We start from the raw sequence: 12507 nt of genomic DNA, 5'->3' as shown, positions 1-12507 counted from the left end.
GCGCGTCAGTCGCTGATACGCTGGATCGAGGCGCCGCAGGCCGACAGTTTTTCCTCCAGCCGCTCAAAACCGCGGTCGAGATGATAGATCCGGTTGACCATGGTCTCGCCTTCGGCGGCAAGGCCGGCGATGACCAGCGACACCGACGCGCGCAGGTCGGTCGCCATGACCGGCGCGCCGCGCAAGCTCGCGGTGCCGTCGATGGTGGCGGTTTCGCCGTCGAGCGAAATTTTCGCGCCGAACCGCGCCAGCTCCTGCACATGCATGAAGCGGTTCTCGAAAATGGTTTCGGTGATCTGCGAGGAGCCGCCGGCGCAGGCCATCAGCGCCATCAGCTGCGCCTGCAGATCGGTCGGGAAGCCCGGGAACGGCGCGGTCGACACGTTGACCGGCTTGATCCCCGCACCGTTGCGGGAAACTTTTATGCCATCCTTGTTGACGGTGATGACGGCGCCCGCCTCGGTCAGCACGTCGAGCGCCGATTGCAGCAGCTCCGGCCGTGCGCCCGCCAGCTGCACCTCGCCGCCGGTCATCGCCACCGCCATCGCATAGGTGCCGGCCTCGATGCGGTCGGGCAGCACGGTATGCCGCGCGCCGTGCAGTTTTTCGACGCCCTCGACCACGATGCGCGGCGTGCCGGCGCCGGTGATCCGCGCGCCCATCTTGTTCAGGCAATCGGCGACGTCTGTTATCTCGGGCTCGCAGGCCGCGTTGTCGATGATGGTCGTGCCCCTGGCCAGCGTCGCCGCCATCAGCGCGACATGGGTGCCGCTGACCGTCACCTTGGGGAAATCGATCGACGCGCCGCGCAGGCCGCCGGGCGCTTTGGCGACCACATAGCCGGCGTCGATGGTGATCTCGGCGCCGAGTTTCTCCAGCGCCATGATCAGCAGGTCAACCGGCCGCGTGCCGATCGCGCAGCCGCCCGGCAGCGAGACCTTCGCCTCGTGCATCCGCGCCAGCAGCGGCGCGATCACCCAGAAACTGGCGCGCATCCGTGACACCAGCTCGTAGGGCGCTGTCGTGTCGATGATATCAGCCGCCGAAATATGCAGGGTCTGTCCCTGGTATTCGCGGTCGCCGGGCCGCTTGCCCGCGGACATGATGTCGACGCCGTGATTGCCGAGGATGCGCTGCAGCTGCGCGACATCGGCAAGCCGCGGCACGTTGTCGAGAACAAGGGTTTCCTCGGTGAGCAGCCCCGCGATCATCAGCGGCAGCGCGGCATTCTTCGCGCCAGAAATCGCGATGGTGCCGTTGAGCGGGCTTCCGCCGACAATCCGAATGCGGTCCATGCCACCCCCCCTTTGTTATGTAGAACGTATGGGGGCCGCGAAACCCCAATGGCAAAAGCCTTGAAGTTTGCGGCTATTTGATGGGGTGGGGTTCCCCACACACGGCCATTCCGGGCCAAGCACGATACGTCGTCCCTGCGAACGCAGGGACCCATAATCCCGGTCATCGATTATTGACGCGAAGCCGTCGACCAGCGTGCAAAAACAATTGGCGCCGCGGCGTATGGGTCCCTGCGTTCGCAGGGACGACGGCTACACCGCGTTGATATCCTCGCTCTCCAGCACCGGCTTCGAATAGCCATCGCGTGCGACCTTGATCATGGCGCGGCCGAGCTGTTCGCTTGTTGTCATGAACTTCGGCGAGGTGCGGGCGAGATATGACAACAGCGGTGCGGCGACGACATAGATCGCGTTCACCCAGCCTGTCTTCGAGCGCACGCCGTGCAGCGGCTGGATGCCGGCGGGCCGGAACATGTAGGCGGCCTTGAACGGCAGCTTGAGCAGATCGTTCTCAGTCTTGCCCTTGACGCGCGCCCAGCGCACCGGGCCCTGCTCGGTTGAATCCGTGCTGCGGCCGGTGACGTAGGTGAACACCATGCCAGGGTTGAGCCGAACCAGCGTGTTCGCCGCAGCCATCGTGACGTCATAGGTCAGATGCCGGTAGCGCTCGGCGTCCATGCCGACCGAGGAAACGCCGAGGCAGAAGAAGCAGGCGTCATATCCGGCAAGATCGGGCTCGATTGCGGAGAAGTCCGTGAAGTCCTTATGCAGGACTTCACGAAGCTTGGCGTGCTGCTGCCCGGTCGGGCTGCGCCCGACCACCAGCACGCGCTCGACGCCGGTGTCGAGCAGGCATTCGCGGAGCACGCCCTGCCCCACCATGCCGGTGGCGCCGAACAGAATTACCTTCATGTCAGGGTGAGCTTGGCTCATCCCTTGATGAAGGCGAGCAGGTCGGCGTTGATCGTCGCCGCTTCCGTGGTCGGCATGCCGTGCGGAAAGCCCTTGTAGGTTTTCAGTATCCCGTTCTTCAGCAGCTTTGCCGACAACGGCGCGGAGTCGGCATAGGGCACGATCTGGTCGTCGTCGCCATGCATGACCAGCACGGGGACATTGATCTTCTTCAGGTCCTCGGTGAAATCGGTCTGCGAGAAGGCGACGATGCCATCGTAATGCGCCTTGGCGCCGCCCATCATGCCCTGGCGCCACCAATTCTCGATCACGGCTTCGGACGGTTTGGCGCCGGGCCGGTTGTAGCCATAGAAGGGACCGGCCGCGACGTCGCGATAGAATTGCGAACGGCCGGCGGCGAGCGCGGCCTGGAATCCGTCGAACACGTCCTTCGGCAGGCCGCCCGGATTGGCCGGCGTCTTCACCATCAGCGGCGGCACCGCGCTGAGGATCGCGGCCTTCGCGACCCGGCTCTCGCCGTGGCGGGCGATGTAATGCACCACCTCGCCGCCGCCGGTGGAATGGCCGACATGAACGGCATTCTTCAGATCGAGATGCGCCGTCACCGCCGCGAGGTCGTCGGCATAATGGTCCATGTCATGGCCGTCGCCGACTTGGGCAGAGCGGCCATGGCCGCGGCGGTCATGGGCGATGACGCGAAAGCCGTTGTGGAGGAAGAACAGCAGCTGCGCGTCCCAGTCGTCTGCCGACAGCGGCCAGCCGTGGCTGAACACGATGGGCTGACCGGAGCCCCAGTCCTTGTAGAAGATCTCGACGCCGTCTTTTGTTGTGATCATGGGCATGGGGAAACTCCTCTTATTGTTCTTACGCCGTCATTCCGGGACACGCGTCAGCGTGGACCCGGAATCCAGAAGTAATAGAGCGAGATTCCGGGTTCGACGCTACGCGCCGCCCCGGAATGACGAAATCAAACAGCCATCGCCGGCCGATACCGCCGGATCACGCCTGTTATCACGATCACGAAGAACACCAGCACGATGCCCTGCGCGACCGCAAAGGGCGGCTCGGCCGGCGGCACGCTCGGCGCCAGCGCGTGCAGCGCCGGCACCTTCAGGAATGACTGGACCACCAGCACGAACACATTGAGATAAAGCGCCACCAGCGCGGTCAGCGCGTAGATCCAGCGCCAGGCGCCGCGCAGCTTCATGATGTAGAGCGCGAAGCAGGCAATCGCCAGCAGCACCAGCGAGAGCAGGCCGAACAAATGCGACGGCAACATCTTTTCGAACAGCAGCGGCGGAATCACAAAGCCGGTGGCGCTGGTCAGGATCGTCGTCAGCAGGAAGATCGCGGTCAGCCCCGGCTGCCGCTTCGAGCCGAGCATTCCGAACATCACGATGAGGCCTGTCACGATTGCGATCAAACTGATGACGACATGCACGAGAACAAATGTCGCTGTACTCATACCGAGTATCATGAAGCGCCCCCTTCGTTGGAAACCCGCCGAACGTTACGACGCAGCAGAACAAATTGCCACACGCGTCCGTTGCAGCTTCGGCAACGCAGGCATGTGCGGCAGTGCGCGAGGCATCGACGAAAGTCGCACGCGGATCAGAGCGCCGGCTTCGAGCCGTCGGCGAGAAAGCCGTGCAATGCCGCCACCACCTGCGCGCCCTCGCCGATCGCGCCGCCGACGCGCTTGACCGAGCCGGAGCGGACGTCGCCGACCGCGAACACGCCGGGCACTGTGGTTTCCAAAAACGGCACCGGACGCTCGGCATTTTGGCTGCCTTGGACGCTGCCTTGGAAGCTGCTTTGGACGCCGGTGAGAACAAAACCGGCGCGATCGACCTTGACGCCGCAGCCCTCGAGCCAGCCGGTCGCGGGATCGGCGCCGACGAACAGAAAGAGATTGCGAATGTCGAGGCTCTGCACCTCGTCCGGCGCCAGACGGCTGCGCCAGCGCACGCGCCGCAGCGAGGCGTCCTCGCCCTCGAGGCCGACGACCTCGGCGTTGAAGATCAATTCGATATTGTCAGTCGCTTCGATGCGCTCAATGAGATAGTGCGACATGCTGGCGCCGAGACCGCCGCCGCGGATGATCATGTAGACTTTCCGCGCATGGCCGGACAAAAACACCGCGGCCTGGCCGGCGGAGTTGCCGCCGCCGACCAGCACGACGTCCTGATCGACGCACAGCTTGGCCTCGATCGGCGAGGCCCAGTACCAGACCCCGCGACCTTCATAGGCGTCGAGATTTTCGATCTCGGGCCGGCGGTAGCGCGCGCCGCTCGCGACCACGACCGATTTGGCTTTCAGCGACTGCCCGCATTCGGTCGCCAGCGCGAACAAACCATCGGGCTTCGTGCAATCCAGCGAGCGGATGGAGACCGGGATCAGCATCTCGGCGCCGAATTTCTGCGCCTGGTTGTAGGCCCGCCCGGCCAGCGCCTGGCCGGAAATGCCGGTGGGGAATCCCAGATAGTTCTCAATCCGCGCACTGGCCCCGGCCTGCCCGCCAAAGGCGCGCGAATCGAACACCGCGACAGACAATCCTTCCGACGCCGCATAGACGGCGGTGGCAAGCCCGGCCGGACCGCTGCCGACCACGGCGACATCGTAGAGCTTGTCATGCGCATGGTTGGTGATCATGCCCATGGCGAGCGCCAGCGAGGTTTCCGAGGGATTGCGCAGCACGGTGCCGTCAGGACACACCACCAGCGGCAAATCGCTGCGCGCGGCCGAATAACGCTCGACGAGATCGGCGGCGTCCTTGTCGTTCTCGGGATCGAGCAGATGATGCGGCTGACCGTTGCGCGTCAAAAAATTCTGCAAGCGCGCCATGTCGCCGAGCGAGGCCGGCCCGATCAGCACCGGGCCGCCGACGCCGCCCTGGATCAGGCTGACCCGGCGCAGCACCAGCGCGCGCATGATGCGCTCGCCAAGATCGGCCTCGGCCATCAGCAGCGCCCGCAACCGGTCCGGCGGAATCAGCAGTGTCTCGACATCGCCCTCGGCATGGCCGTCGACCAGCGCGACGCGGCCGGAGAGCTGGCCGATCTCGGCCACGAATTGTCCAACGCACTGATCGATGACGGGCGTGACATGGCCGAGGCCGTCGCGCAGCGTGATCGCGACATGGCCCGACAGCACCACGAACATGCCGGGCCCGGGCTTGCCGGTCTCGAACAGCGCTTCGCCGTGCTTGTAGCTGCGCAATTCGCCGAACCGGCGCATGCGCTCGATCTCAAGCGGCGTCAGCGTCGGGAAGGTCTGCTCGTGGCGCGGAAACGCGAAGGAGGCCTGGCCGGCCGCCGGACCGGCTGTCGTGGTGTCTGCACTCATCTCGCCACCCAAAAAAGAATTCAGCTTTCTTGCGGAGAGCTGGCCACCCGGCGAGCGGCCGGAAATTTTCCTGTCCGCTACTGGCCCGGCTTTACTCCGCCTGCGTCATCTAGGGAGACATCGGTGTTTTCGGAAGGTGCGGCAGCTTCATCGCTGCGCCCGCGCGCCTGCGACTTCCTCCGCTGGAGATTTTCGCGCAGCGCCAGCTTCAAGCGCTGCTGTCGCGAATCCTTCACGTCAGGCTTGGCCGTCCCTGCGCGTTTGTCCTGATCGTCCTTCATCCCGGGTCCGTTGCGTACGCCGTCGCGGCGCTCTCTACCGTCCGAACATATTGGGTTTCGTCCGCCTGTCGCGCAATCGCGTCCTCCCGGTCGCAGTCCAATGATTCGTCCGAACCGACTTCTCAGGCCGTGGAGCTGGAAATGGAACCGGATCGAGCTGGAGATGGCCCGGTTGTGGCAGAAAGCCCGACCTCGCGTCGATTTTTGGCCGTTTTGGGCCCTTCCCGACCCCGCCGCGTGCTTGCACCGGAGGGGCCCTTGTGGCAAGAACCGGCCGCCTGTAGAGGCCTTTTGGGCCGATTCCTCGGATACCGGGCATGCTGCCGTAGCTCAGTGGTAGAGCACTCCATTGGTAATGGAGAGGTCGACAGTTCAATCCTGTCTGGCAGCACCAGTTTTTCCCTATCAGCGTCATGTTCTGCAACCCGCGTCCACCGCGCGGGGTGATGACCGGCTCGTCCGGGTCTACGAAGGTCGTCGCCGATCCCCGAAAACACGACGATTTCTTGAGCCTCGTCGTGGCCGTCTTCAGGCGGCTATGTAAGGTTGAAAACGATCATACACCGTGGAGTTTGTCGGCCGTCGCAAAATGCGGGTGCGACCCCACGACTTCATGCGGGACGATCCGATCGGTTGCACCGCGTATGATGTCGTAGCATTCACAGGTTGCTTCCTCGAGCCGCGCCCTGTCGATTTCGACCAAGCCTCGCCTAACGGATTTGATGGCACCCAAGACGCGGAGTTTGGCAATCACCTGCGTCACGGTCGTTCGTCGCACCCCGAGCAACTGCGAAAGCGTCTCCTGCGTTAATGGCAGGGTGTTGTTGTCCTCGGTTCGATCGTGCAGGTGAAGCAGCCACCGGGCCATGCGGGCCTCGACCGAGTGCAGTCCGTTGCAGGCTGAGACGTGCTGGAACTGCATGAGTATCGACCGCGTGTGCGCCTCGACCACATGTCTGATGGCGCCGCTCTTCATGTAGGCTGCATGAAACCGCGACACGGAGATTTGCGATGCGGTACCGCCCACCCGCACGACCGCGGTCACGGACGACATGAAAGAAGGTCCCAGCACCGATAATGCGCCGATCGCTCCCTCGCGCCCGATTACCGCAGTTGCGATCGCTTCTCCGTTCGGAAGGCCGAGCATGAAGGAGATGGCACCGCTGTGGGGAAAGCAAACATGGTCGCGTCGATCTCCCGCTCGTATCACCACGGCGTCCTGTTCAAGCGACACCTTCTGGAGATGAGGGGCGAGCAACGCGAGGTCTGCCAACGGCAACGCGGCGAGAAGACGATTACCGGCGCTCGCCAGACGTCCCATCACGAGAGACTTCCTCCCTCAGAAGAACACGCAGCTCTCCTGGAATGTCTTTGGCTGGAATGCCTTCTGCGCTGCGCCGACACCAACTCCACTTTCATCGCGCCGGCTTCGAACGGCCGTCATGGATACGACATTTGCTGAGTACCTTAACGCGCCATGCCAGTAAAGCTGAGGCGAACCTTGAGGAACCACAGACGTTCCACCTTTGTTCCGCAAGGATTAGCCAAAGACACCGTCAGTTCAATCCTGTCTGGCAGCACCATTCCTGGCACTGCCTCACTCGAGACATCGCCGCGCTCAAAGATCTGCGCGCACTCACCATCTATTCTGTCCCGGATGCCATCTCGATCAGCTTCGAGCGATCTTGTCCGATGCCTTGATAAGATCGACCAGCGTGTGGCCGAAAACGGTTTTGAGTTGCGATCGGCTAGCGACGCCCGAGGATCAGGCTCGGTGATTGTTGCGCGGTTTGCTTGACCGCCCGTCGTAATGCCCATCAATTCGGCATCGTTGCTCCACACGCCACGCGCGCGTCCAAATCCGGATTATGATAGCCCTCAATTGGGGAGACCTTGATCGGGTTTGCATGAAAATGAGGAAGTTGACTATGCGCTTTTCCAAAGTCGCGGCCCTGGCGCTGATCGTTGCAGCCACGAGCGTGGCGCCGGCATCTTCGGCGCCGGCCGCTTCTGACTGTTCGGCATCAACGACACTGGCGAATTGGGGCGAGAACTCGACCGGCGACATTGACATCGCGGCCGGGGAAAGCTGCGTGTTTCCGATCAAGATACGCGGCACGGTGACCAGCTCTGAAATTTCGCAAAAGCCGGCACGCGGCAAGTTGAAGAAGCTCGACGCATCCACTTACGAATACAGGGCGAAGGCGAAATACAAGGGGAGCGACACTTTTGTGATCAAGGCAACGGGCAAGGGGCCGACGGCCTCCGGCACGTCGGTCATTACGGTGAACGCGACGATCAAATAGCCGCATCCTTTTCGCTTCCGCGATCTGCTATGTGTTTCGCCCGTCGACTTCAGCGCATGCGCGAACCCCGGGATTCGCACGCGCGAACCCTGGGGATCAAGAGGTTGAGGCCGCACGCTCTCGCATTGATCGGCTGTCTTTTCACGGCCATGCCGGCCTATCCGCAAAGCGATCCCACGCTGGCGCTAGCCGAGCTCACCTTGCAGGTGCCGACCCGCGCGCTCGGCGATCAGTGCCGCAAGATCGAAGCGGATGATCCGCGCGTGCCGGTGTCCCTGCATCGGACCTTCCACGATGATTTCGACGTGCATCCGCTGGTCGAGGCACGGTGGGTGCCGCACTACGCCGGTGGCGCCGCCTGGCCGCAGTCGCGCTACTGGGGCGGCGAAGGCTCCGATTTCAAGCGCAAGACCAGCTATAATGGCGAACAGCAGATCTACGTCGATTCGGTGTATGGCGGGCGTGGCACGGTGCCGCTCGGGCTCGATCCGTTCCGGGTCCGGGGCGGCATCCTCTCGATCATCGCAAGCAGGACCCCACCCGACCTGAAATCCCTGCTGTTCAGCAATGAGTACATCTCGGGCATCCTGACCACGCAGAGCAAGTTCACGCAGAAGTACGGCTATTTCGAAATGCGCTCCAAGATCCCGGCCGGGGTCGGCGTGTGGCCGGCGTTCTGGATGCTCGCCGATGACGGCGGCTGGCCGCCGGAAATCGACATCATGGAGGGCCGCGGACAGCAGCACGACAACATCGTCATGACCACGCATTGGCGGATTCCGGCCACCGGGCGGGTCGAACGTTGCGGGTTCGACTTCACGGTCGCCGACACGCGGAGCGAATTCCACAATTATGGTGTGCTGTGGCAGCGCGACCGCATCATCTATTTCATCGACCGCCAGCCGGTGTCGGAGATCAAGGTCCCGGTCGGCTTCGACGCTCCCATGTACATGATCGTCAACCTTGCGATGGGCTCGAAGACGATGGAAGGCGTCGGATTCGTCGACGGCCTGTCTCCCAATGTCGTGGAATTCGAAATCGACCGGATTTCGGCTTATCAAATTGATACATACTGATCATTGCAACCGGCCGGGACGCGCACGCCGGCAGCACCGAAGCTGACGGAGAACATGATGTCCGGGAAATTCTCGCGCCGGCAATTTGCCAAGCTGGCGGGCATCTCCGCACTTGGTCTGGCGGCGACATCGGCGAATGCGGCGCCCAAACAAAAGCCGGCCGCCGACCCGCACGCCCCTGCCCGTTTCCCGAAAGACTTTCGCTGGGGCACCGCGACATCGGCCTATCAGATCGAGGGCGCCGTCAACGAGGACGGCCGCGGCCGCTCGATCTGGGACACCTTCGCCCACACCCCGGGCAAGATCGAGGACAAGACCACCGGGGACCGCGCCAACGAACACTATCATCGCTACAAGGAAGACGTCGGCCTGATGCGCGATCTCGGCGTCAAGCACTACCGCTTCTCGATCGCGTGGCCGCGGGTGTTTCCGGAAGGCACCGGCAAGCCCAATCCCAAGGGCCTCGATTTCTATAACCGCCTGCTCGACGAACTCCTGGCCAAGGGCATCGAACCCTACGCGACGCTGTATCATTGGGACCTGCCGCAGGCGCTGCAGGACCGCGTCGGCGGCTGGCAGTCCACCGACACCTCAAAAGCGTTCGCGGATTACGCCGGCTATGTCGCGGAGCGTTTGACCGACCGCGTCAAATACATCTTCACGCTGAACGAAGCCGGGCGTTTCCTGAATTTCGGCTACGGATGGGGCATCGACGCACCCGGCCTGAAACTGCCGGCGGCGGAATTGAACCAGGCACGGCATAACGTCGTCCTCGGCCACGGCCTTGCGGTGCAGGCGATCCGCGCCCGCGCCCGCGCCGGCACCAAGGTCGGCCCGGCCGAGAACATCGCGACCTGCGTGCCGGCGTTCGACACGCCCGAAAACGTCCGCGCCGCCGAGATCGCGACCCGCGAACTGAACTCGGGCCTGCTCGGCGTGATGCTGGAAGGCAAATACACCGACGGCTTCCTCGAATATGCCGGCAAGGACGCGCCGAAATTCACCGCCGACGAATTGAAGATCATCGGCTCGCCCAACGATTTCGTCGGCCTCAACATCTACGCGCCGCAATTCTACATCGCAGCGTCAGACAAGAAGCCGGGCTGGTCGGTATTGCCGTTTCCCGCCTCGTTTCCGCACATGAGTGCCGACTGGCTGCGTATCGGTCCCGAAACGATCTATTGGGCGCCGCGGCTCGCGGCCAAGGTCTGGAACATCAAGACGATCTACATCACCGAGAACGGCACCTCGTCGGAGGACAAGGTGCATGCCGACGGCAAGATCTACGATCTCGACCGCATCATGTACCTGCGCAATTATTTGCGGCAGCTGCAGCGCGCCGTGGCCGAGGGCGTGCCGGTCCGCGGCTATTTCCTGTGGACGCTGATGGACAATTTCGAATGGATCTACGGCTACGAAAAGCGCTTCGGGCTCATCCACGTCGATTTTGAAACCCAGCGCCGGACACCGAAGCTCAGTGCGTCGTTTTATCGCGACGTGGTGACGCGCAACGCGATCGGCGCCTGAAGCCGTTCAATAATAGCGCACCAGCTGCGGCTGGGGCATCGAAGCCTGGTGTGACGGCGCGCGATCACCTTTGACCGCCACAGTCACGGCGCGTTCATGCCGCACGTTCCGCGACGATTCGTGGCTGATAAACATGCTGGCGGCGCCGACCATCAAGACGACATAAAGGCCGAAGATGCCACCGACGCGGCGCCAGTAGATCCGGCGGCTGTCGGGGGTCAGGCTTTCGATCAAGCTGCGCATGACTGCCTCCTCCTCGAGGAACTGATGGCGCTGCGTATAGCTTGCACTCCGGCCCCGGTGTGTGACGTACTTCACAGAAGCCGCTTTAAAATGGAGAACCCGTGACCGGTCCGGAACTGAAGAAACTGCGCGAAGACCTCGGTGAGGCGATCGGCCAACCCCTTGGCGTAGCCGACATGGCCAAGCTCTGCGGGTTGCCGCCTGAAGACGGCGCCAACACGATTCGGAAATGGGAAGTCACCGGCCCGACCGGCCCCGTCGCCGAACTGCTGCGCATCCTGGCGATGGCCAGCGACCGCTATCCCATCCTCGACATGTTCAACGTGTTCGACCGCCATGACGTCGACGAAAAGGACCGGCCGGCACGGCGGCAGGCGTTCCGCGAACAGATGCGCGGCGACGTGCGGCGGCGCATTGCCTAAGGCAAAGCTTTCGCGCCGCGCGCCCGAGGGACCCGATTTTAAGGCTTCATTAAGCTTGCATTAGGACGCCGTTAAGCACAGAAAATAGGGCTTCGTTAAGCACAAAAAACGTTTGTTCTCCAATGGGTTGGGTAATCGATCGGTGTGCCCGGCAAGTGACAGCATTTTATTCAAAAGCTGTCTAACTGCACGCCATGGACGGCGCCCGCATGTGGCGCCTCCCAACGATTTTCCGGAGACCCACGACCATGAAGAAGTTTCTGCTCGCTACTGTCGCTCTCGCAGCCATCGGCGCGGCGTCCCCGGCGCTCGGCGCCGACATGGGCGCACGGCCCTACTACAACAAGGCGCCGGCCTATGCCGCGCCGCTCTACAACTGGACCGGTTTCTATCTCGGCGCCCATGTCGGCGGCGCCTTCTCGAGCAGCAACACTTTCAACGGCCTGGTGCTCAGCGACTACAGCGCGCGCCTGCTGGGCGGCGTGCAGGCCGGTGCCGATTATCAGTTCGCGCCGAACTGGGTCATCGGCGCCGAGGGCCAGTACAGCTGGCTCGGCCAGAACAACCTCAGTTCGGTGTTCCCGAACGGCTTCGTCTACAACAATGATCAGCGCGCGATCGCTTCGATCACCGCCCGGATCGGCTACACCTGGGGTCCGGGCATGCTCTATGTCAAAGGCGGCTACGCCTATTCGGACAATCGCGACACCCTGACCTTTGCCGGCGTTCCGGTCGGGTTCACGCTCGATAAGAATCACAGCAATGGCTACACCGTCGGCGCCGGCGTCGAATACATGTTCGCTCCGAACTGGTCGGCCAAGGGCGAATACATGTACTACGATTTCGGCACCACCCGCTTCGTGACCCCGGTCGCGCTGGTCCCCTTTGGCACCTTCCATAACGACGAGCATACGTTGAAGGTTGGCGTCAATTATCGGTTCAACTTCGCGGGCGCGCGCTACTGATCGCTTCTACAGGGAGGCGCGAAAAGGCCGGCTTGAACGCCGGCCTTTTTGTTTGCGCCATGTTGTTTGCGCCATGGCGTTTCCCAGCGAAGCGGCTCCCACCTTTCAAACATTGTTGGATGGCGGGCCAGCGCT

14 protein-coding genes and 1 tRNA gene are annotated in these 12507 nt (G+C 62.9%); 6 read left to right on the top strand and 9 right to left on the bottom strand.

What is annotated here, in order from left to right; translation table 11 throughout:
- Positions 1-5 precede the first annotated feature (5 nt).
- From murA to JQ629_RS06800, 6 genes are all read right to left on the bottom strand, one after another.
- Complete coding sequence (murA, locus tag JQ629_RS06825; protein WP_212412025.1) at positions 6-1295, bottom strand: UDP-N-acetylglucosamine 1-carboxyvinyltransferase; 1290 nt, start codon at positions 1293-1295, stop codon at positions 6-8.
- Positions 1296-1547: 252 nt separating this feature from the next.
- Positions 1548-2207: an NAD-dependent epimerase/dehydratase family protein gene (locus JQ629_RS06820; RefSeq protein WP_212412024.1), complete on the bottom strand. Its 660-nt coding sequence runs from the start codon at positions 2205-2207 to the stop codon at positions 1548-1550.
- A gap of 17 nt (positions 2208-2224) precedes the next feature.
- Positions 2225-3049: an alpha/beta fold hydrolase gene (locus JQ629_RS06815; protein WP_212412023.1), complete on the bottom strand. Its 825-nt coding sequence runs from the start codon at positions 3047-3049 to the stop codon at positions 2225-2227.
- Positions 3050-3174: 125 nt separating this feature from the next.
- Positions 3175-3684, bottom strand: a complete 510-nt coding sequence (locus JQ629_RS06810) for a hypothetical protein (protein WP_212412022.1) — start codon at positions 3682-3684, stop codon at positions 3175-3177.
- A 134-nt stretch (positions 3685-3818) separates the two neighbouring features.
- Entirely contained in the window at positions 3819-5552 is a 1734-nt protein-coding gene (locus JQ629_RS06805; RefSeq protein ID WP_212412021.1) for an FAD-dependent oxidoreductase, read from the bottom strand.
- Positions 5553-5629: 77 nt separating this feature from the next.
- A complete protein-coding gene (locus JQ629_RS06800; protein ID WP_212412020.1) occupies positions 5630-5833 on the bottom strand; it encodes a hypothetical protein in 204 nt (67 codons plus the stop codon).
- Positions 5834-6152: 319 nt separating this feature from the next.
- Here JQ629_RS06800 and JQ629_RS06795 point away from each other — a divergent pair.
- Positions 6153-6227: transfer RNA gene (locus JQ629_RS06795), tRNA-Thr, on the top strand.
- Positions 6228-6389: 162 nt separating this feature from the next.
- Here the strand turns inward: JQ629_RS06795 and JQ629_RS06790 are convergent.
- Together JQ629_RS06790 and JQ629_RS06785 are read right to left on the bottom strand one after the other, a co-directional pair.
- The gene (locus tag JQ629_RS06790; protein WP_212412169.1) at positions 6390-7154 is read right to left on the bottom strand and encodes a Crp/Fnr family transcriptional regulator; all 765 of its coding nucleotides are present in this window, start codon (positions 7152-7154) and stop codon (positions 6390-6392) included.
- 146 nt (positions 7155-7300) lie between these two features.
- Positions 7301-7675 carry a hypothetical protein gene (locus JQ629_RS06785; RefSeq protein WP_212412019.1) on the bottom strand — a complete coding sequence of 125 codons (375 nt, stop codon included), beginning with the start codon at positions 7673-7675 and terminating at the stop codon, positions 7301-7303.
- 26 nt (positions 7676-7701) lie between these two features.
- On the opposite strand from JQ629_RS06785, the gene JQ629_RS06780 reads away from it, so the two are divergent.
- The 3 genes from JQ629_RS06780 (at position 7702) to JQ629_RS06770 (ending at position 10742) form a co-directional block, all read left to right on the top strand.
- Positions 7702-8139, top strand: a complete 438-nt coding sequence (locus tag JQ629_RS06780; protein ID WP_249134868.1) for a hypothetical protein — start codon at positions 7702-7704, stop codon at positions 8137-8139.
- Between the two features lie 104 nt (positions 8140-8243).
- Positions 8244-9215, top strand: coding sequence for a glycoside hydrolase family 16 protein (locus JQ629_RS06775; protein ID WP_502752510.1), 972 nt, complete (start codon positions 8244-8246; stop codon positions 9213-9215).
- A gap of 57 nt (positions 9216-9272) precedes the next feature.
- Positions 9273-10742, top strand: coding sequence for a GH1 family beta-glucosidase (locus JQ629_RS06770; protein WP_212412018.1), 1470 nt, complete (start codon positions 9273-9275; stop codon positions 10740-10742).
- A 6-nt stretch (positions 10743-10748) separates the two neighbouring features.
- Here the strand turns inward: JQ629_RS06770 and JQ629_RS06765 are convergent, their stop codons facing one another.
- On the bottom strand, positions 10749-10985 hold the full coding sequence (locus tag JQ629_RS06765) for a hypothetical protein (RefSeq protein ID WP_212412017.1): 237 nt from the start codon (positions 10983-10985) through the stop codon (positions 10749-10751).
- A gap of 101 nt (positions 10986-11086) precedes the next feature.
- Between JQ629_RS06765 and JQ629_RS06760 the strand changes: the two genes are divergently transcribed.
- Together JQ629_RS06760 and JQ629_RS06755 are read left to right on the top strand one after the other, a co-directional pair.
- On the top strand, positions 11087-11407 hold the full coding sequence (locus tag JQ629_RS06760) for a helix-turn-helix domain-containing protein (protein WP_212412016.1): 321 nt from the start codon (positions 11087-11089) through the stop codon (positions 11405-11407).
- A 248-nt stretch (positions 11408-11655) separates the two neighbouring features.
- Positions 11656-12372, top strand: a complete 717-nt coding sequence (locus JQ629_RS06755; protein WP_212412015.1) for an outer membrane protein — start codon at positions 11656-11658, stop codon at positions 12370-12372.
- The last annotated feature ends 135 nt before the right edge of the window (positions 12373-12507 follow it).

The sequence above is a fragment of the Bradyrhizobium sp. AUGA SZCCT0222 genome, from assembly GCF_018130205.1.
In the GTDB taxonomy this organism is placed as follows: domain Bacteria; phylum Pseudomonadota; class Alphaproteobacteria; order Rhizobiales; family Xanthobacteraceae; genus Bradyrhizobium.
The sequence above is the reverse complement of the archived record's forward strand: the minus strand, read 5'-3'. Positions and strand labels throughout refer to the sequence as shown.

What these genes read in the sequence shown, in the direction of transcription:
- JQ629_RS06780 (WP_249134868.1), top strand. Translation starts at nt 7,702, where the DNA reads ATGATAGCCCTCAATTGGGGAGACCTTGATCGGGTTTGCATGAAAATG.
- JQ629_RS06820 (WP_212412024.1), bottom strand. Translation starts at nt 2,207, where the DNA reads ATGAAGGTAATTCTGTTCGGCGCCACCGGCATGGTGGGGCAGGGCGTG.
- JQ629_RS06765 (WP_212412017.1), bottom strand. Translation starts at nt 10,985, where the DNA reads ATGCGCAGCTTGATCGAAAGCCTGACCCCCGACAGCCGCCGGATCTAC.
- JQ629_RS06790 (WP_212412169.1), bottom strand. Translation starts at nt 7,154, where the DNA reads ATGGGACGTCTGGCGAGCGCCGGTAATCGTCTTCTCGCCGCGTTGCCG.
- JQ629_RS06810 (WP_212412022.1), bottom strand. Translation starts at nt 3,684, where the DNA reads ATGATACTCGGTATGAGTACAGCGACATTTGTTCTCGTGCATGTCGTC.
- JQ629_RS06755 (WP_212412015.1), top strand. Translation starts at nt 11,656, where the DNA reads ATGAAGAAGTTTCTGCTCGCTACTGTCGCTCTCGCAGCCATCGGCGCG.
- JQ629_RS06800 (WP_212412020.1), bottom strand. Translation starts at nt 5,833, where the DNA reads ATGAAGGACGATCAGGACAAACGCGCAGGGACGGCCAAGCCTGACGTG.
- JQ629_RS06770 (WP_212412018.1), top strand. Translation starts at nt 9,273, where the DNA reads ATGTCCGGGAAATTCTCGCGCCGGCAATTTGCCAAGCTGGCGGGCATC.
- murA (WP_212412025.1), bottom strand. Translation starts at nt 1,295, where the DNA reads ATGGACCGCATTCGGATTGTCGGCGGAAGCCCGCTCAACGGCACCATC.
- JQ629_RS06805 (WP_212412021.1), bottom strand. Translation starts at nt 5,552, where the DNA reads ATGAGTGCAGACACCACGACAGCCGGTCCGGCGGCCGGCCAGGCCTCC.
- JQ629_RS06815 (WP_212412023.1), bottom strand. Translation starts at nt 3,049, where the DNA reads ATGCCCATGATCACAACAAAAGACGGCGTCGAGATCTTCTACAAGGAC.